General features: G+C 39.8%; 19 protein-coding genes. 17 read left to right on the forward strand and 2 right to left on the reverse strand.

Annotated elements, in window-relative coordinates; all coding sequences use genetic code 11:
- The first annotated feature begins 50 nt into the window (after window positions 1-50).
- The 4 genes from DESOR_RS10165 to DESOR_RS10180 all read left to right on the forward strand — a co-directional run bounded on the left by DESOR_RS10165 (window position 51) and on the right by DESOR_RS10180 (window position 6,056).
- Window positions 51-1,445 carry an MFS transporter gene (locus DESOR_RS10165; RefSeq protein WP_042331050.1) on the forward strand — a complete coding sequence of 465 codons (1,395 nt, stop codon included), beginning with the start codon at window positions 51-53 and terminating at the stop codon, window positions 1,443-1,445.
- Between the two features lie 218 nt (window positions 1,446-1,663).
- Window positions 1,664-3,571, forward strand: coding sequence for a [Fe-Fe] hydrogenase large subunit C-terminal domain-containing protein (locus DESOR_RS30590; protein ID WP_148265350.1), 1,908 nt, complete (start codon window positions 1,664-1,666; stop codon window positions 3,569-3,571).
- A gap of 362 nt (window positions 3,572-3,933) precedes the next feature.
- A complete protein-coding gene (locus DESOR_RS10175; RefSeq protein ID WP_014184512.1) occupies window positions 3,934-4,386 on the forward strand; it encodes an Hsp20/alpha crystallin family protein in 453 nt (150 codons plus the stop codon).
- A gap of 116 nt (window positions 4,387-4,502) precedes the next feature.
- Window positions 4,503-6,056 (forward strand): diguanylate cyclase domain-containing protein, encoded by a 1,554-nt coding sequence (locus tag DESOR_RS10180; protein WP_014184513.1) that lies wholly within the window; start codon window positions 4,503-4,505, stop codon window positions 6,054-6,056.
- 79 nt (window positions 6,057-6,135) lie between these two features.
- Here DESOR_RS10180 and DESOR_RS10185 read toward each other — a convergent pair whose 3' ends face one another.
- Complete coding sequence (locus DESOR_RS10185; protein WP_014184514.1) at window positions 6,136-6,543, reverse strand: hypothetical protein; 408 nt, start codon at window positions 6,541-6,543, stop codon at window positions 6,136-6,138.
- Between the two features lie 188 nt (window positions 6,544-6,731).
- Here DESOR_RS10185 and DESOR_RS10190 point away from each other — a divergent pair, with 188 nt between their 5' ends.
- The 11 genes from DESOR_RS10190 to DESOR_RS10235 all read left to right on the forward strand — a co-directional run bounded on the left by DESOR_RS10190 (window position 6,732) and on the right by DESOR_RS10235 (window position 16,557).
- Entirely contained in the window at window positions 6,732-7,289 is a 558-nt protein-coding gene (locus DESOR_RS10190) for a phosphohydrolase (RefSeq protein ID WP_014184515.1), read from the forward strand.
- A 305-nt stretch (window positions 7,290-7,594) separates the two neighbouring features.
- Entirely contained in the window at window positions 7,595-8,557 is a 963-nt protein-coding gene (locus DESOR_RS10195) for a cellulose binding domain-containing protein (protein WP_014184516.1), read from the forward strand.
- Between the two features lie 48 nt (window positions 8,558-8,605).
- Window positions 8,606-8,737, forward strand: a complete 132-nt coding sequence (locus DESOR_RS30595) for a hypothetical protein (protein WP_014184517.1) — start codon at window positions 8,606-8,608, stop codon at window positions 8,735-8,737.
- Window positions 8,738-8,773: 36 nt separating this feature from the next.
- Window positions 8,774-9,304 carry a hypothetical protein gene (locus DESOR_RS10200; protein WP_014184518.1) on the forward strand — a complete coding sequence of 177 codons (531 nt, stop codon included), beginning with the start codon at window positions 8,774-8,776 and terminating at the stop codon, window positions 9,302-9,304.
- Between the two features lie 143 nt (window positions 9,305-9,447).
- A complete protein-coding gene (locus DESOR_RS10205) occupies window positions 9,448-9,987 on the forward strand; it encodes a signal peptidase I (protein WP_014184519.1) in 540 nt (179 codons plus the stop codon).
- A gap of 24 nt (window positions 9,988-10,011) precedes the next feature.
- Complete coding sequence (locus DESOR_RS10210) at window positions 10,012-10,977, forward strand: P-loop NTPase family protein (RefSeq protein WP_014184520.1); 966 nt, start codon at window positions 10,012-10,014, stop codon at window positions 10,975-10,977.
- The gene (locus tag DESOR_RS10215; RefSeq protein WP_014184521.1) at window positions 10,967-12,364 is read left to right on the forward strand and encodes a peptidase S24; all 1,398 of its coding nucleotides are present in this window, start codon (window positions 10,967-10,969) and stop codon (window positions 12,362-12,364) included. The genes DESOR_RS10210 and DESOR_RS10215 overlap by 11 nt, the downstream gene beginning before the upstream one ends.
- A gap of 1,093 nt (window positions 12,365-13,457) precedes the next feature.
- Entirely contained in the window at window positions 13,458-14,285 is an 828-nt protein-coding gene (locus DESOR_RS10220; protein WP_014184522.1) for an amino acid ABC transporter substrate-binding protein, read from the forward strand.
- 122 nt (window positions 14,286-14,407) lie between these two features.
- Complete coding sequence (locus tag DESOR_RS10225; RefSeq protein ID WP_014184523.1) at window positions 14,408-15,049, forward strand: amino acid ABC transporter permease; 642 nt, start codon at window positions 14,408-14,410, stop codon at window positions 15,047-15,049.
- 86 nt (window positions 15,050-15,135) lie between these two features.
- Window positions 15,136-15,786: an amino acid ABC transporter permease gene (locus tag DESOR_RS10230; RefSeq protein ID WP_014184524.1), complete on the forward strand. Its 651-nt coding sequence runs from the start codon at window positions 15,136-15,138 to the stop codon at window positions 15,784-15,786.
- A gap of 12 nt (window positions 15,787-15,798) precedes the next feature.
- Complete coding sequence (locus DESOR_RS10235; RefSeq protein ID WP_014184525.1) at window positions 15,799-16,557, forward strand: amino acid ABC transporter ATP-binding protein; 759 nt, start codon at window positions 15,799-15,801, stop codon at window positions 16,555-16,557.
- A gap of 179 nt (window positions 16,558-16,736) precedes the next feature.
- Here DESOR_RS10235 and DESOR_RS30955 read toward each other — a convergent pair whose 3' ends face one another.
- Window positions 16,737-16,838: a putative holin-like toxin gene (locus tag DESOR_RS30955; protein ID WP_014184526.1), complete on the reverse strand. Its 102-nt coding sequence runs from the start codon at window positions 16,836-16,838 to the stop codon at window positions 16,737-16,739.
- Window positions 16,839-17,376: 538 nt separating this feature from the next.
- Here DESOR_RS30955 and DESOR_RS10240 point away from each other — a divergent pair.
- On the forward strand, window positions 17,377-17,799 hold the full coding sequence (locus DESOR_RS10240) for a hypothetical protein (protein WP_014184527.1): 423 nt from the start codon (window positions 17,377-17,379) through the stop codon (window positions 17,797-17,799).
- Window positions 17,800-18,301: 502 nt separating this feature from the next.
- Window positions 18,302-19,468, forward strand: coding sequence for a TraB/GumN family protein (locus DESOR_RS10245; protein ID WP_014184528.1), 1,167 nt, complete (start codon window positions 18,302-18,304; stop codon window positions 19,466-19,468).
- The last annotated feature ends 22 nt before the right edge of the window (window positions 19,469-19,490 follow it).

Consider the following 19,490-nt stretch of genomic DNA (forward strand, 5'->3'; position numbering starts at 1 on the left):
CTGATGTATTAGCATACGTTCTAATTAAGAGAGTGTTTGGGGGAATTAGCATGGAGCAGAATCGATCAGTCATAAGGATCACCATGATTATTGTCATGATTACTTCCTTTATTACTCCCTTCATGGGCAATGCCATTAATTTAGGAATTCCTCAGATTGGAATAGAATATGGCGTTGATCAATTTGCACTTAACTGGGTGGTCACCAGTTATCTCTTGGCTACAGCCGCATTTTTGCTGCCCTTTGGTCGTTTGGCAGACATTGTTGGCAGAAAAAAGATATTTCTTATTGGTATGCTCCTTTTTGCTGCAGCCTCTCTAGGATGTGGTCTGGCCGTTTCTTTTTCTCTTTTGATTATTTTCAGAGTATTGCAGGGAATGACAAGTGCCATGATTTTTGGTACTTCTATGGCAATTTTAACTTCCGTAGTTCCGCCTAAGGAACGAGGAAAAGCTATGGGGTTAAGTGCTGCTACAACCTATATTGGCCTTTCCTTGGGACCTGTTTTGGGGGGGCTTATTTGCAGTACTTTAAGCTGGAGGGGAATATTTTACATTAGTTTTATTCTTGCCTTAATCATCATTAGCATGACAGCAGCTAAGTTGCCGGGTGAATGGATTGGAGCAGATGATGAGAAATTCGATGCGTGGGGAAGTGTTCTTTGGATTTTTGGTATCCTTCTCTTTCTCTACGGATTAACGGATATTACAGCAGGATTTCGTTATATTTTCGCTTGTATTTTGGGCTTGATTCTGTTAATTGTTTTTACCGTTTACGAAAACAGAATCTCCTATCCCTTACTTCCTATTCCCATGTTTACGAAGAATCGTTCATTCTCTTTTTCAAATTTAGCGGCTTTGATCAATTATAGCGCTACCTTTGCTTTAATCTACCTCATGTCTTTATATCTGCAAAACGTACAAAAAATTGATACTTCTCAATCAGGTTTAATCCTTCTGAGCCAACCTATTATTATGGCAGTATTATCCCCTTTAGCCGGCCGTTTATCGGATAAGATTAACTCCCAGATACTAGCTTCTTTAGGAATGGGGATAACCACCGTAGGTTTATTTTTATTCATCTTTCTCAATCAAAATACTTCAATCCTGTTTGTGATGATGAACCTGGCCTTTATTGGTCTTGGCTTTGCATTCTTTTCTTCACCTAATACCAATGCTGTGATGAGCTCGGTGGAACGAACCCTTTATGGAGTAGCCTCTTCTACCCTTGGGACAATGCGGCTTCTCGGTCAAACTCTTAGTATGACCATTGTGGCTCTTATTACCTCTATATACATGAAGAATATGACTTTAGATTCAGCAAATTATATCATCAGCTTCCTGAAAAGTTCGAGAACCAGTTTTATTGTTTTTACGTTGCTGTGTTTTATAGGAGTTTTTGCATCGTTAGCGAGAGGAAGATCAGAAACGGGCCAACAAATCTAAAAAGAAAAACAAGGCCGAGGCTTAGCCTCGGCCTTCTCTATGACAGTTTACATTACCAGAAGCTGGACATTAATACCTGCTGTGTACCAAATGTACATTTTATGTAAAATATTTGGTTTTTGATGCTCGAACTTAGAGGGATTTTATAAAAAAAGTAGAATATTTCCACAAATTAAGGGAGCAATCATGAAAGGGGCTTGTATATGCCTAGTCATTCAATGATTACAGGTAGTATTGTAACAGATGAAGATCAATGTCAAGGATGCAATAAATGTGTCAGAGAGTGTCCTGTTCATGCTAACATTGTTTATGTTAATCATGACAAAGTAAAAGCAAAAATTAACTATGAGCGATGTATTGAATGCGGAAGATGTATCGAAAATTGCGATCATAATGCGCGTTCTTTTGTTGATGATACGGCGGCGTTTTTTCACCGGCTTAACAGCGGTCATAAAATAACAGTATTGGCAGCACCATCTATAAGAGTAAATTTCCCGGATTATAAAAAGTTATTTGGTTTTTTAATTGCCAAGGGTGTCAATGTCATTTATGACGTTTCTTTTGGGGCAGATATTACAACTTGGGCTTATCTTAAGTCCATTAAAGAAAAAGAGCTGAAGCCATTAATTGCTCAGCCCTGTCCAGCTGTTGTAAATTACATTGAGAAATTCAAGCCTGAATTGCTGGAGCAGCTTTCTCCCATTCATAGTCCTATGCTGTGTACTGCAGTGTACGTCAGAAAGTATCTTAATGATAATTCTGAGTTGGCAATGCTATCACCTTGTATTGCCAAAAGAGGAGAATTCATCAGCACCCAATCACTCATTAGTTACAATATTACCTATCAACGTTTGAAGGAGTACTTGGATAATCATAAAGTTGAATTGAGCAACAATAAAGAGGTAGATTTCTCTGATATAGCCTGTTCATTGGGGTGTCTTTTCAGCAGGCCGGGGGGATTAAAAGAGAATGTAGAAGCCTTAGTTCCGAACGCATGGGTAAGACAAATTGAAGGAACAGAGCTAGCATATAGTTATTTGAATCATTATGATGATAGAGTTCGACATAATAAGCCGGTACCTCTCTTAGTGGATATTTTAAACTGTCAGCATGGTTGTAACATAGGTACAGCATCCATAATAACGGATGAAGCGCTGGATGATGTCGATAATATGTTTAATAAACTGAAAATCGAAAAAGCCCAAGAGAAAGAGAAAAGTGGATTCGCCAAGACGAAAAAACGAATGGAGTTTCTGCAAAACTATTTTGACAAGGTCTTAAACGTAAAGGACTTTCAGCGGGTTTATGATCATTCAAGAAAGGCTCAGGAATTACGAGAACCATCGGAACTTGAGTATAATGAGATTTTCTGCAGCATGTATAAAGAAGATGAAGCATCACGCTCCATTAATTGTGTTGCTTGTGGTTATTCAACCTGCCGAGAAATGGCAAAGGCTATATATAATGGCTTAAGTGTACCAGTTAATTGTGTTAATTATTCCCGGGGTGAAGTCATCGATACTAATCGAAAAAATCTCGAGATCAATGAGATGCTAGCCAAAATCAAAGAGCTTAGTGACGATAGGCTAAAGTATAGTAAAAAGCTTGAAGTGGATGTCACTAACATTAAGGCATCTTTGGATGAAATAGCAAGTGCCAATGAGTATAGTGCGGATAATTTGCAGACTATAATGACTAAAGTAAGCAATAATACTGAAACGTCTTCAAGATTACGTCAAGATGTTGAACAAATGAAAGAGAGACTAAGTAATTTTGCCAATGCCTCCAACCTGATTGTAGACATAGCCAGTCAGACAAATCTATTAGCCTTAAATGCAGCCATTGAGGCTGCTCGGGCAGGTGATCATGGCAGAGGTTTTTCCGTGGTAGCTCAAGAAGTTCGGAAATTAGCTGAGCAGTCTAATCAAGTTGTGCAATCGACATTAACGGATGAAAAGCTTATGGTTGATCTGATTGAAAGTATATCAAATATTGCTGTTGGCTTAGAGAAGGAAATGCTTGAAGTTAGTCATCGCGTTGAGCAGATTTCAGCATCTTTGGAGCAACTAACTGCGAGGAGTCAAGAAATCTTATCCTTTGTCGAGAATATTTCACAAAGCAGCTAAACCGCAAAATGGAATTTGAAAAGTGTATAAACCCGCTTACCGAGTCTCCACTTTAAATAGTGGAGGTGAATTTATATAGCCTATTTGAAATTTCTAGTGATAATAAGAAAAGCTGAGGAATCTTAAGGTATTTCGGCATAATTGGCAAAAGAAGATTCTCTTGGTCAGAGAAGGTCAAAGTCGTAGTTTGATCTTTATAACCTGAAGGTGTATAAATATATTAAAGGTCAGTAATGGTCAGAAATAATATTGAAACAATAAGGTGGTGTTACCATGCTTTAAGTTAAGTAACAGGTTTATGATGATGATGTGATGGATTAACTTCTAAAATGGTTTCTCAAATAATACGGAGGTGTTTGTTAATGTTTGATATCGTACCCTTTGCAAGAAGGAATTCAGTAATTCCTAAAACTAGTGACTTATTTGATATTGAAGGCATTTTCGAAAATCTCTTTAATGATAGATTCTTCCCTGCTATGTACAAAAACAGTTCTCAAATGAAAGTGGATATTAAAGAGAGTGAAGAGGCTTTTGTCATAGAAGCCGAATTGCCTGGAATCCAAAAAGATGAAATGAACATTCAAATTGATGAGGACAAACTTACCATTTCTGTACAGAAAAAGGAACAGAAGGATGAAGAAAGAGATAATTATATCCGCAGAGAGAGAAGTTATAGTGCCATGACCCGATCCTTTGCCATCGCCAATGTGGAGATTGAAAAAGCTAATGCTAAATTTGAAAATGGGATTCTTGTTATCAACTTACCCAAAAAACAAGAACAAGTCATTAAAGGCAGAGAACTTCAAATTGATTAAGAGAGAAAAAGAGCATCCAAGGGTGCTCTTTTTCTTTGCACTCTGGCTAAAAGTCGAAAGCAGAAGGAATAGGGCTGTAAATGTAGAATAGGAATTGATTAAGGGAAAGTTGAATTGTGGGTCAAGTGACGAAAGAGGAGATGTTTTTGTCAGAGATTGCTTCTGTTCTGCGCAAGCGTTATGTTTTAGCCCTATCTATTATTGCTCTATTAGTATTGTTGAGTCAGTTAATTATTCAGTTTAATATCTATTTAGAATCAACAGATTCAACGGTCATAAATATTGCCGGAAGGCAGAGGATGTTAAGTCAGCGGATTAATAAGTGTACCTTTGGCTTATCTTTAGCAAAAGATGAAGAGGAAAGGACTTACTATCTGGAGGAATTAAAGGAGTCTGTTGCTTTATGGGAACAATCCCAAAAAGGGCTCCTCTACGGAGATGAAAAATCAGCTCTTCCTGGCCGCAACAGTGCAGCTGTCAGATCCCTTTTTTCTCAGCTTGATCCCATCTATGAAAAAATCTTAGTTGCTGCTAAGGAAATCATTGCAGAAGCGGATAAAAACCAAGGTAACATTTCAGAGAAGTTAGATATTATTAAAGACAACGAGCAATCTTTTTTGAAGCTGATGGACACGATTGTTTTTCAGTATAATAAGGAAGCCAACAACAAAATATTTGTTATCAGGCTTACGGAAGTTATCCTGATGATCATAACCTTTGTTGTTTTGAGTTTGGAAGCCCGCCTGATTTTTATGCCCGCTGAACGCAGTCTGGAAAAGACATTCAAAGAAATTCGTGACTATAATGATAATATTCGTAAGCTTTTTGAGATTGCACCGGCAGGGTTGTTTTTATTGCGCCTCCCAGACTTAAAAGTTTTGCAAATGAATACGCTTGCTGAAAATTTTACGGATCCTTCTAATAATAAAGATGAGAGAGATTCTCTGCTCACTTATTTTAAAAGTAACCTTGAAAACGACTGTGATTTAATTGGAAAAATAACTGGGGGAGAAACCTTTGCTGATGAAGAGGCCGTGCTGAAGATGGGGGATTCTACAAAAGTAGTGTTGATTTCCGGCAGCCTAATTTATTATGAAGGTACTTCTGCAATCATCCTTAGTATGATGGATATTTCCAGACAGAAGAATGCTGAAAGAATCCTAAAAAAGTATGCCAATACAGATGAATTAACCGGCCTTTTAAATCGACGCTCAGGTAAGATTATTCTTAGTAATGCTGTCGAACGTTCGAAAGACGATATGCAAAGTTTTGCCGTTTCATTTTGTGATATCGATGGACTGAAATATGTTAATGACACATTCGGCCATGAAGAAGGGGATTGGTATATCGTTTCTATTGCTCAAGCGATAAAAGCAAACTTAAGAGAAGATGATTTTGCTTTTCGCTATGGAGGAGACGAAATTGTCATTATTCTCAAAAACTGTGATCTAAGAAAGGCAGCTATAATATCTGAGAGAATTAACCGGTTTGTAGAACAAAAACGCCTTGAATCCCAGAAAAGCTATAACATGAGCATAAGTATTGGCACAGTCATAGTTGATTCAAAAGCATCGGCAACGGTTGATAGTTTGATTGCTCAGGCAGACAACCTAATGTATCAAGAAAAGAAGCGAAAAAAAATGCAAGGATCAATTAAAACACGTACATAGTGTTTGGCGGGCAGTAAGCATGAAGATGCCTTTATATTAAGACACCTCATGCTTACATGTCATAGCCAAGGTATGACTGTTACATTCTTCTTTTGGACATAAGATTACTGAAAAACTCTTTGATTCCGCCCTTTTTTGGTCCTTCCCAGGCTGGCTGAAGCGGCATTTGACCGTATCCTTGGTTGATAAATTCTGGGGAAGTCTGATAATTGGGCATAGGCTGCCTGAATTGCTGCTGACCAAAGCCTTGTTGCTGACTAAAGCCATGCTGCTGTCCGAAGCCTTGGGGCGGATAGCCGGGAGTAGAGTATCCTTGAGCACCCGCGTTTCGCGGGCCAGTCTCTTGAACAGGATTCCAGCCGGGCATAACGCTTCCTGAACTAGGTTTATAATTAAAGCGGTTAAATCCCGTCGGCATCTGAGTCCATGGATTTTGCTGAGGAAACGTTTGTTGATTCCAGAATGGATTCATATTGTTAAAAGGCAATGTAGTTCACCTCCATTAGTCATTAAAAGGTAATATATGGTAATTTATTCGAGAGAAACTGATTTGCTACACATTGGCCTTGCAGAAGTTTGTTTGCGAGAGAAAAAGAAGATAAAATTATCATTAGGATAAGAAACAAGAATCTTACAGATAAAAATAATTTACCAATAAAATATCAGGAGGTAATAATGTCAGACTATATACTTACCTATAGCAAAATCAAATTCTTTCCTTTGGAACCAGTTAAAGAGGATATTAATATTAAAGATATTGCTCATTCTTTGTCATTAATGACCAGGGCTAATGGGCATTGCAAGCATTTTTACTCTGTTGCCCAGCATTCTATTCAGTGTTATCAAGAAGCAAAAAGCAGAGGTTATTCCCAAAGAGTACAACTGGGTTGTTTGCTGCATGATGCCAGTGAAAGTTATATTTCAGATTTAACAAGACCTGTTAAGCGGAACCTGCCAGAGTATTTTGCTATTGAAGAAAAGCTGCAGAAAGTAATCTACGATAGATTTGGACTTGGGGACTTATCCGATAAAGAACGGAAGCAAATTGAAGAAGTTGATGATTCTTTGCTGCACTATGAATTTGAAGAATTGATGAATTATCCCATCTTCGATCAGCCTCCCTACATAGCCATGGATCATGATTTCTCACAAAAGGACTTTTTGGGAATAGAGCAAGAATTCCTGGCAGCATACCAAGAGTTGGTTAATGAAATGGGTGATTTGGTTTTTTAAGTTAAAAATTAATCTTGCAAAAACATTAGTAATAAATGCTAAAAAAACAGTATCTTTAGAAGATGCTGTTTTTTTAAATGTTTAAAATCACATTTATAGCTAAGAAGTTGTTATTTCTTATGGATATTATTGGCTATTGTTATATAAATTAACCAATATTCTATGAATGTTGCTAAAATTGGATTAAAATACAAATTGACCACTTGGATTTACGTATGATATTATTGCGTAGTAATGTTATTTAATAATAAATCTAAATAACTGCAAATAATGTTAATGTTTTTATTGCATTATTGAGGTGATTTATGAAAAGGTTAATTTTTTTATTAACAATGGTTTTGATTATGTTAAGCTCAATTGTTGCTGGTACCTTAGCTATGTATACGGTTTCCATAGATAACTTAGCTAAAGGCAGCGTTATAGCTAAAGAGTTTGTCTTCCTTGGCGAAGGTACGGATACCTTTCAGCAGGGACTAAAAATATCACCTAATGAGACGGTGGATTGGCAGTTTAAAGTTAAAAATTATAAAGACCAAATTGTTTCTGAAACGGATATGTACTATAAACTGACCTTTAATGTACAAGCTTTGACAGGAAAAAAAGCCATAGATCCTCTTACAGTTACTGTTAAGGATTTGGACGGTAATATTCTAAATAGTGTTACGGGAGTAGGGACCTTTGATGTTCTGGGGGAATTTCCTCTGGCCGTTAATGGACAAGAGAAAGAATATTTGGTGGAGATTAACTGGCCTGGAGACGGAAACAGTGATATTAAGTATGCCGGCAGCAAATACGGAACTATGATTAATGTGGATGCAGCCGCCTCTCAAATACCTTTTGCTTCCGAGCCGGAAAATCCCCCTCAGGGAAATAAGGTCAGCGTCCGCTATGAAACGACAGTTCCCTGGCAGAATGGACAAAGTGGTCCTTATCAGTATGAATATAAGGTTACGATTATAAACAACTCCACAGAACCTATTAATAGCTGGAACATCGCTTTTTACCTTTCTACCGACCGGCTTACCAGTGCTTGGAGCAATGCCAAGCTAGAGCCTAATCTGCCGTCAGGATACTATAAATTTATTAATCCTGGGTACAACAATCCGACAACGGACAATATCTTACCGGGACAAAGCGTTTCCTTTAGAGGTCCGGCAGTTGGCATGGGTACTGAAGCAATCCATACAGTCACCGTTGGCGGCAGTAATATCAGTGATACCACGAACGTTGATTTAACTTGTGAATTCGGCAAGAAATCCTTGAACTAGAGGATTCCTGAGCTGAATGATAAAGATGAGAGTTGAGGAGGGGGGAAGATGAGAAAAAAAATCTTATTGATTCTTGCCTTATGCGCCGTACTCTTCATATCCTTAACGGTGGGCACCCTTTCCAACTATACCAGTGTTACCAGTTTCGGAACCACTGTCTATCCCGATGTTAAAAAGTAAGTAATTTTGAATTTATTAAATCTACGGAGGGGAATTATGAAAAAAATATTAATGATTATTGCACTTGCATTAGTTCTTTCAACATCTGTTATCGCAGGAACTTTGGCAATGTATACGACGACCATAGATAATGTTGCTCAAGGGAACGTGGTAGCTAAAGAATTCGTACTCCTAAAAGGTGGTACTGATACCTTCACAGAGAACGTAAAAATCGCTCCTGCTGAAACCGTCGATTGGAAGTTCAGTGTTAAAAACTATGACGGAGATATTGTTAGCGAAACCGGAATGGATTTGAATTTTGATGTAGATGTTATGGCAGAGAACGGCAAGAGCGTAATTGCTCCCCTTGAAGTCACAGTGAAAAATTCTGATGGTGATGTTGTCGGTTCCGTAACTTCCAGCGGCAAAATCCAGTTCAACGACGAATTTGCGTTAAGTACAAGCGGTCAAGAAAAGGTATACACCGTTTCTGTAAAATGGCCCGGCAATAGTGACAACGATTTACTCTATGCGGGAGCAGATTACGGCACAGCTGTTAAGGTATCTGTAACCGGAACTCAAAAATAAAATAACAGATATTAAGACTGTTTTAGTGAGAGGGCGTGAGTACGATAAGGTACTTGCGCCCTCCGTGATTTTTTGCATAGCTCCAGGACATAATATTAGGAAGTCAATGTTTTCGCGTAATCCTTTAAAAAGGAGTTGAAGCAATGACACCACCCAAATACACGACTCAGGAGCAAATCGAGAGTATGCGGGAAGCGATTATGCGGGAAAAAGAGAAAATGGCGGGAGTAACCAGGGGTAAAGAATCTCTGCAAGGACAAAAGCTAAAAGTTATGTTGGGAATCAAAATCTTGGGCAAGGTATTCTTTGTCGCTTTGAGTCTTTTACTGGTTTACTCCATTATATCCATACAAATCACAAAAAGCAGAGGAGAAATCCCTAATATTTTAGGTTATCAGATGTTTGCCGTAGAGTCCGGCAGCATGGAACCGACCTTAAAAATCGGAACAGTCATTATCAGCCGTAAGCCAAAGGATCCTGACAATCTTAAGAAAGATGAGATTGTTACTTTTAGAACCTTAACAAATGCTGTTGTTACCCACCGGATAATTGAGGTGACAAATTACAATGGAGGTGAGGCCTACCGTACGAAAGGAGACAATCCCAGAAACTCTGCTGACCAGGAATTGCTTACGCCGGACAGGGTTATCGGAGTATTTGTCGCTAAAATCCCTTTAACCTAAACCAATTAAACAGGAGAAGTTAACATGGGTCAAAATCCAGAGCAGGTTGTCTTAATGGAAGGCATTTCATCCATAGAACATTTTCTATTTCCAGGAAAAACACCTCGTCGTGTTCTGGATGATATCTCTCTTTTAATTCGCAAAGGAGAAGTTTGGGGTATCAGCGGGACATTGCTGTTTGAGATCAAGCTACTTTTGGAGATCATCGCCAATATCAGGCCCTATGATAAAGGGAAATGTGTTTTGATCGAACGGGGCATGATGCGGCGCAAGAGGGTGATCCTAAATCATGTGTTTTATATAGGCAGCTCGGATATGCTTTATAAGAACATGAATGTTCTGGAATTCTTGATGTTCGCAACGGCGAAATTTAAAATCAACAAAGTCCTGCTTCAGGAGGAAATTTTTGAGTTCATTATTGCAATTGGACTGGGCCATATTTCTCTGACTTCTAACTATAAGTTGACAAAAGAAGAGAAAGCTCTCATTATCCTAATCGTAGCTGCTTATTCAGAGAGCCTGATCATTGTCTTCAATCTTCCCGAATATCAATGGGACGAAGTATTGATTAATGCCATGGCTAAGATTGCGGACTTTATCAGAGAACGGGAGAAAACCCTGATAATGGGGACTCAAAACTGTTTATTAATTGAGAAGGCCTGTACTCATACAGCGATTTTAGGAAATGGCAGCCTGATTTATAGCGGTACAGTGAACAATTTCCGCAGGCTTTACGACAAGGTGGAAATCATCATCCAAGACAGCAATGTCCTGGACATCAAAGAAAAGCTAGCCCAAGGGCTTCCTAATTACAATTATGTTCTTAAAGGAAACATATTGAAAATTCGTAAAGCCGGCCGAGAAGAAAGTGACCCTCGTACTGTATATACCAAAATTTTAGAGTCCGGCATTACTCCAGATTCCATAGAAATCAATCCCAAAACAGTATTAAATGCCTATGAGGAGCTTCTAAGGGAGCATGATCTATAAAAACAGTTATTTTAAGAAAGAACTTCGCCAGGCTTACCTGGGCAATAAAATAAGCACGAACCGAAAGTTAGCTTCAGCACTTTTTCTGGGCTTGTTTTCCTTTGCACTTTATTTTGTTTTTCAAACTCTCCAGGAAAGTGTTCTTTCCGATGTGGTACCGGAGATTATGCAGCCAAGTTTTTTTTCCACCCTTTATCTTTATATTCATATCTCTGTTTTATTTAATAGTTTCTATTTTATTCTCTACTATGACTACCTGTTTTTCTCCGAAATCAGAAAGAACTCATGGTATCTTTTGATTCAGATGGGCTACCAGCCGGTCATCATGTTCTTCTCTAAGTTTTTGGCTTTAATGTATTCTGTGCTGCTGATCTATACTGTTGGTTTTATAGTGACGGTGGTCCTTACATTCCTGCTTAAATACACATTCATTATTGCTTATTTGCCATCCCTATATTTCGTTGGCTTGGCAGACCTGTTTCTGGTCACCATTCTGTCCATGACCTTCTCACTTTTTGCCAAGACGATCATTAACGGGCGATATTGGGCCTTTTTATCCTTGGTCTTAATCTTTATTCTCAAATTAACTTTAGGTCAGTATAATATTATTTCTAACCGCGTGGCCATGCAGAACTTTTATAATTTGTTTGATCTTAAAGTTTCTGTGTATTGGCCAGTCACCTTGGTGATCATCACAGCCTGTGGTTTGATCTGTTTATTTCGCAGCCGAAATCTGGCCAAGTACTATAATGTGCCTTCATATTCAGACATTATGCCGGCTAATGTACAGCTTGCTGAAATAGATCCCAAAACGGGAAAAGAGATTTTGTTGGGGGGAAAGTTGAAAAGCGGCTGGCGCAGCCGGATTGTCGATACGGTGGCAACAGTTTTTTTAATTATTTTTATTTGTGGGGCTTTAGGGTTCAATCTCTTGATTATCTTAATTAATGCCTCGACACCGGGGCAGGAGGTGAGTATTCGGGGCGTGATCCCTTTCGTTTTCAATACAAATACCATGGAACCGGAAATTATGATCAATGATTTAGCTTATTTTCAAAAAGTTGATGTGCAATACCCCATCAATGAAGGGCAAGTGATTCTTTTTGAGGATAAGAATGTGCTTTATGTAGAAAGGGTGGTCGCGAAAACAGATAATCAACTGACGGTGGACATTGACAATTATCCGCCTATGTCCTTGGTGGGTGCAATGAAGAAGACCATCACCCGCCAAGACGTACATGGAATCTATACAGGCAGGAATCGCTGGCTGGGGGCTTTGATACTCTTTGCCAATACCATCGTGGGCAGGATACTCTTTTTGTTGGTACCGACAGTTTTGCTGTTCTATCAGGGCCAGATCTACAAGTATTTAAAAAAAGAAAAATAGCTTTTCAGGGGAAAAGAGGGCAGAGAGGCAGGAAAATGATGTTATTTCAGAGAAAATTAGTTATAGCTGAAAAATAAAAAGTGACAACGGATAAATCCGCTGCCACTTAAAGAGCACGTAATCATCTACCTAACACCAATATAGATCGCTTATTACCTAACTAAGATCTTACGACCATAATCAAGCAGGTCACCACCTATACTCATGATTCGTTCGACCTTGCAAGATATCTACCCAGCTAAAAACAACCTTTCGGCTGTCAATAACCGAACTCTTACACATGCATATATCAGACGACATATGGTTGAGTAAGAAAACTCAACACCCGGCAAAATCTTAGCTCGACCCTTAAAGATAAGTTGGGACCTCAAAAACAATCGCCAATGACTGCTTTAAAGCCTTTCCCCACCAATAAAAATCTTCCCGCCGACTATATACAAGCGTTTATCACCTGTAAATAATCTTTGGCCGACCCATATACACCCGACTAAGAGCATATATAAATCTTGGCTCAACAATTACGTACCCTTATGATCATAGTATGGCTAATGGCTGTTCATTCTATGCATGAATTAAAAGGAAATTTGCAATTTCGTTGATGTTTTTTTGGAGTGTTTTCATAGTAGCCGCTCATGCCGCTATGCGCCACCTCAGATGATGAAAAAGAGTGCTCCCGGGGTAGGGCAGCTTCGCCATATCCGCTCACCGCAGCATTCCGAGGCTCGCCCACTCGCCGGCGCGGGACTCCGCAAAACCTCAGGGTAGTACCTGATGTTAACCTGTGGCTCCGTTCCCCCGCGCCGTCTTGTGGGCTTTACCGCCTCTCCATACAATGGGTTCGCTTCTATGGACGAAGCTGCCCTTGCTTTTGGGTCTTTTTCACTGAATATGGAGCAGGATCTAAGTTGATAAAATGTATACTGTACACATGTAACGCCTGTCTAAGTCTGAGTGGGCTTAGGTCTAGGCAAAACGGCAGTGCTTCGTGTATAGTAGAAGACGGGGGGATGCTATTGAGTTAAAGTAATAAAGGCATTTTGGATTGTTAAACTCTTTTGCACAGTGAAGGGAAGGAAGGGAGAAGGAAGAAATTATGAAAAAACGATGGGTCGTATTATTTGCAGCCATCTGTACAGTCGCTCTTTTAGTATCAGGATGCGCTCAGAAAACGGCAGACACTAAGCAAACTGAGGATCAATCATGGAATAAAATCAAAGAAAAAGGAGAATTCGTCGTCGGCTTGGATGATAACTATCCCCCTGCAGGCTTCCGTGATGAAGCTGGTGAGCTGGTGGGCTTTGATATTGACTTAGCTAAAGAAGCCGCCAAGCGCTTAGGGGTTAAAGCTGTCTTTAAGCCGGTTCAATGGGATGGAGTTCTTTTAAATTTAAAAAGCGGTGACATTGACTTGATTTGGAATGCCCTGGGTATAACTCCGGAAAGACAAAAGGAAATTGGTTTTACAGACAGTTACATGTCCGACCGAAATATCATTATCGTGAAGTCCGGTTCTTCAATTAAAAGCAAAGCTGATTTAGATGGAAAAATCATTGGACTTCAATTGGGAAGTACCGCTGAGCCTGCGGTTAACAAAGACCCCATCTCTTCAAAAATTAAAGAAATCAGAAAGTTTGAAAGTCCAACTGTAGCACTAATGGATTTAGACGCTGGACGTATTGATGCCGTCGTAACCAATGAAATGAATGCCCGTTACTTGATTACCACGGAAAAAACAGCTGATAAATACTACATCTTGACAGAAGAACAAGGTGACTTCGGTAAGGAACCTTTTGGTGTCGGTGTCCGTATGGAAGACAAAGCCTTCTTAGCTGAACTTAACCGGGTGCTCAATGAAATGAAAGCCGACGGTACGGCTGGGAAAATCAGTGATCAATGGTTTGGTTCAAATATTATTAAGTAAAAACATAAAGGAATAGGAAGTATTAAGCATCTTCCTATTCCTTCTTTATAAAAGCATCAGGTATTTACCTTCTTAGTCATACGGGTTAAGAAATGCAAATCATAAGGAGATAAGAAAAAACGATGGATTATGTTCTGACAATATTGCCCGTCCTATTAAAAGGTTTGAAGGTATCCCTAACGGTATATGGGATTGTCATTGTCTTGATTTTCCCACTAGCCACTCTCGCCGCCATCGGCAAAGTTTCAGGCCCGGCGATTCTTAGAAAGCTATTATCCTTATATACTTGGATCTGGAGAGGCACTCCTTTATTGCTGCAATTATTTTTTGTATATTTTGGGTTGCCCTATTTTGATATTAGTCTGCCCCCCTTAACGGCGGTGATTATAGCCTTTGTCTTAAATATCGGGGCTTATGAAACGGAAATCATTCGAGCAGGAATCGAGTCCATTGATAAGGGGCAGTACGAAGCTGCCAAGGCTCTGGGGCTGACCTATGTTCAGACCATGCGCCGCATTATCATTCCTCAAACCATTCGCAGAGTACTGCCGGCCACCTGTAATGAAGCTATTCTCACCTTTAAGGATACAGCTCTGGTTGCCGCCATCGGCATGGGGGATTTATTGCGCTCGGCCAAGGAAGTGGTCACCACGGATTTTAAAATTACGGCTTTTTTTGTCGCTTTTGCTTTCTACTTGATTATTTCTTCAATTTTGCTACAAATATTCATGAGATTGGAAAAACGATACTCCATCTATGAATAAAAGGGCCGTCTGGGGGTTGAACCTGCGGCGATAATGATAGATTATAAAATGAATGAAAAAGGCAGACGGAGGGACAAAAAACTATAATGGATCATATGGAATACGTTCTAAAAATATCTCCGTTTATTTTATCCGGACTGAAGTTAACAGCGAAAATATATGTGGCAACCATGATATTTGCCTTGCCTTTAGGTATCCTGGCGGCGGTGGGCAAGGCGAAAGGGCCGAAGATCCTGAAAAAGATTTTATTTTTATATACATGGATCTGGAGGGGGACGCCTTTGCTTCTCCAATTGTTCTTCATGTTCTATGGTCTGCCCATTATTGGTATACGATTTTCCCCCTTTGTGGCAGCAACCATTACCTATACTTTAAATTCAGGAGCGTACTTGACAGAAATTTTTCGCGGCGGGATAGAATCCATTGATAAAGGTCAATATGAGGCGGCCAAGGCCTTGGGAATCAGTTATCCTCAGACTATGCGCCGGATTATCATTCCTCAAACTGTGAGACGGGTATTGCCGCCAACTTGCAGCGAAGCTGTCAACCTGGTCAAGGATACTGCCTTGCTGGCGGTTATTGGGATGCCGGATTTGCTGCGTATTGCCACCCAGATTTTTACGCGGGATTTTAATATTATCCCATTTATCGTCGCCTTTGTTTTATATTTGATAGTCTCTTCTGTTCTTGTCAAACTTTTTGGCAAACTAGAGAAGAAGTATTCGATTTATGAATAGGAGAGGGAAGCTATGAAAATGATTCGTATGAGTAATATTCATAAACATTTCGGAAGCCTGCAGGTCTTAAACGGAGTTTCTTTGGAAGTGGACAAAGGAGAGATCATTTCCATTATTGGTCCCAGCGGCTCAGGAAAAAGCACCTTGCTGCGCTGTATGAATCAATTGGAAAAAATCGATCGAGGAGTTGTTGAAATAGAAGGGGTTGTCGTAGAGGCTGTCGGTGATAAAGAAAAAACCATAACGGCAACACAACAGGAAATCAAGGCCAGCTTTCGCAAAATGGGCATGGTTTTCCAAAGCTTTAACTTGTTTCCTCATATGACGGCTCTGGGGAATGTCATCGAGGCACCTATGCTTGTCAATAAAATGGCGAAAGAGGATGCCATCCAAATCGCAGAGAAGCAATTGGATAAAGTCGGTTTATTGGCCAAAAAAGATGTCTATCCCTCTAAATTATCCGGAGGGCAGAAACAACGGGTAGCTATAGCCAGAGCATTGGCTATGAACCCGGACATTATGCTTTTTGATGAGCCCACCTCGGCCTTGGACCCGGAGTTGATTGGTGAAGTGTTAAGTGTCATCAAAACTCTGGCCCAAGAGCATATGACCATGGTAATCGTAACTCATGAAATGAGTTTTGCAAGGGAAATTTCCGATCGAGTGATTTTTATGGATGGCGGAAAAATCCTTGAAGACTGCACTCCCGTCGAATTTTTTGAAAATCCCCGTCACCCCAGGATCAAAACCTTTTTGGAAAAAATGCTTTAAGCTATCCTATTTCCAAATAATTATTCTTTTAGCATATAAATGCCGCACGTGACATAACTATATTTCAGGGCAAAAAAAAGATAAGAGGATGTCCCTTATCGTGCAGGCAATGCAACCTATGGATGGTGAGAAGTAGCTCGGTTTGGCGCTGGCTACTTTTTACCTTTGAGAAACTAATTTCATTTTAAAATTGTTCTTATCACCTCCACGATTAAAGCTAGTAAACTAATTAGTAAGGAACAGGACCCGATAACAATCATAAACGTCTCATATGTTTTCATGATCCCAACTCCTTTCTTTAATAGAGAGAAATTGGTCACATGCCCGCGAACATAAATTTATGTCTATTACAATACTTATGCGGCAATAATGCCATTAATTACTATTTGGAAAAATAAAGTCGTCCAAAAGGGCGGATCTTTAATATACTTATTATTAATAACAGAGGCCTATTCAGCCTCTGTTATTTAATTTGTTAAAAAGAGATGCCAGAAGGCTGCTCTGCTATGTTAACACGTGCGAAGAAAGTGCCTTCGGGCACCGGCCAAGTTTTTAAACGCATTAGATAACCAAACAAATTAGGATGTGTGTTAGAAATAATTAATTACAATTGATAACATATGGTATAACTATAGACATTGGATTTTAGAGACGGTAAGCTTTAATTAATCAATCATAAATAAAGGAAAGGGGAGTGGAGGCGGCAGTTAAAGTGAAAGTGAATACAAGGGCAAACTAAGATAGTCATCATTCCAAGGCTATTAAGGATAATTGTTATAGATGATAGTAACAGGTGGTTTTATAAAAGGAGGGAATGTAATGAAAAAATGCGACGAGCATCTGCAAAGATTCACCTTAACCGGTCAGGACAGCGGGATCAGAAAATTAAATGAAGCCGAAGTTGACCATTATAATTCCATCTATGATACTCTGATAACCAAACTCGTGGAAACCGGAGGAGAACTTCCGAATAATGCGGATATTCAAGTCATCAATAAAATTTACACTTGTAACGACGAATGTGTAACCCCTTTAGGCTTAGTTAATGTGAGTCTGGAATATCTGGCAAAGTTAATGACGTTTTGCAAACTGGAAGGCGTAAACTGGTTAGTGGATATCAGGGAATGCACGGATACTCATTTTAAAGAGCTGTCCTATTTTAAAATCATTGTCGATTGTTCCAGAGAAAAGTTTATGGGAATTGCCAAAGGAGGAGGCTTTAGGTACTCTAGGGTAAAATAATAAAGGGCTAATATCTTTTCAGATAAGTACAAGAAGATCGGTGAGACGATAAGGTGGTTAAGGAAATATTGGCGCAGTCTTTAGAGAGCAATATAGGCTCTCTATTTTTTTCTGCGGCTATGAAAAGAGACCCCAAAGCCACACATAGAAAGAACACTTAGACCCGAAAGGCAGGGCAGCTTCGTCCACAGAAGCGAACCCATTGCATGGAGAGGCGGTTAAGCCTACAAGCGGCTGCGGGGAATGAGGAGCCAGGTTTACTTCAGGTACTACCCGGAGGTTTGGCGTAGCTCCCGCAGCCGCGGGTGGGCGAGCCTCGGAATGCTGCGGTACGAAGACACTGTCTTCGCACGAATTAACTTTCTTGCATGGATGTGGCGAAGCTGCCCGACCCGGAAACTCGAAATATACCGCCAAGGACCTTTCAAGAATTAACATAAATCAGGAAAATATGATATTATTATGGTTGTTCCAGTAAGAAAACTTTAGGAAGTGATTTTTTTTGCCCAACGAGAATATTCATCGCATCGAAATGGACGGCAGGCAAATAATCTTAATCGGCACCGCTCATGTCTCTAAAAAAAGTGCCGAAGAAGTTAAAGAGCTTATTGAAGAAGAAAAACCCGATACAGTTTGTGTAGAGTTATGTCAATCCCGTTATCAAGCGATTCAGGATGCGGAAAGATGGAAAAATACAGATATTGTTAAGATTATTAAACAGGGACAATCTCTTGTTTTGCTGATTAACTTAATTATGTCCGCTTATCAGAAAAGGTTAGCCAAACAGTTCGACATCAAACCGGGGCAGGAAATGATCCAAGGTATTGAATCGGCGAAGCAGCTGGGTGCCACACTCTGTTTAGCGGATCGGGACATTCAGACAACCATGCGAAGATTGTGGCGGGGCCTGGGGTTCTGGGGCAAAGCGAAGTTGTTTTACCAGCTGATTGTAAGCCTGGTAGCTGATGAAGAGATCAGCGAAGAAGAACTGGAAAAAATGAAAAGTGAGGATATGCTTACCACTGTCTTAAATGAAATGGCAGACTCATTTCCTTCATTAAAATCAGTTATTGTTGATGAGCGGGATAAGTACCTGGCCCAGAAAATCAAAGACACTACAGGGGATAAGGTAGTAGCGGTATTAGGGGCAGCGCATATTCCCGGCATAAAAAGAGAACTGGAGAACGACAACAATCTGGAGGAACTTGCCAAGGTTCAGCCGGCGTCAAAAACCGCCAAAATCATTGGCTGGTCTATTCCCTTTCTTATCCTGCTGATTATCATCTCAACGTTTTCCGTGGATAAAGCCTCGGGAATGGATCAGATTGTAAGCTGGATTCTTTGGAACGGGGCCCTGGCGTCTATTGGATCTATGCTGGCCTTTGGACACCCAATAACAATCCTGGTGGCTTTTCTGGTTGCCCCCATCAGCTCCTTAAGTCCTCTTTTGGCGGCAGGCTGGTTTGCAGGTCTTACTGAAGCCTTGATCAAAAAGCCCAATGTGCAGGATTTTGAAAACATCTCAGAAGATGTCAGCTCCTTAAAAGGCTTTTGGCGCAACAAAGTCACACATATCCTCTTAGTTGTGGTTTTGACAAATCTGGGCAGTACTTTTGGAACCCTTATTGGCGGCGTGGATGTGCTCAAAAAGTTTGTTAATATTTTTTAATTTGAAGATTTTGTCTAAAAGG

This window comes from Desulfosporosinus orientis DSM 765 (genome assembly GCF_000235605.1).
In the GTDB taxonomy this organism is placed as follows: domain Bacteria; phylum Bacillota; class Desulfitobacteriia; order Desulfitobacteriales; family Desulfitobacteriaceae; genus Desulfosporosinus; species Desulfosporosinus orientis.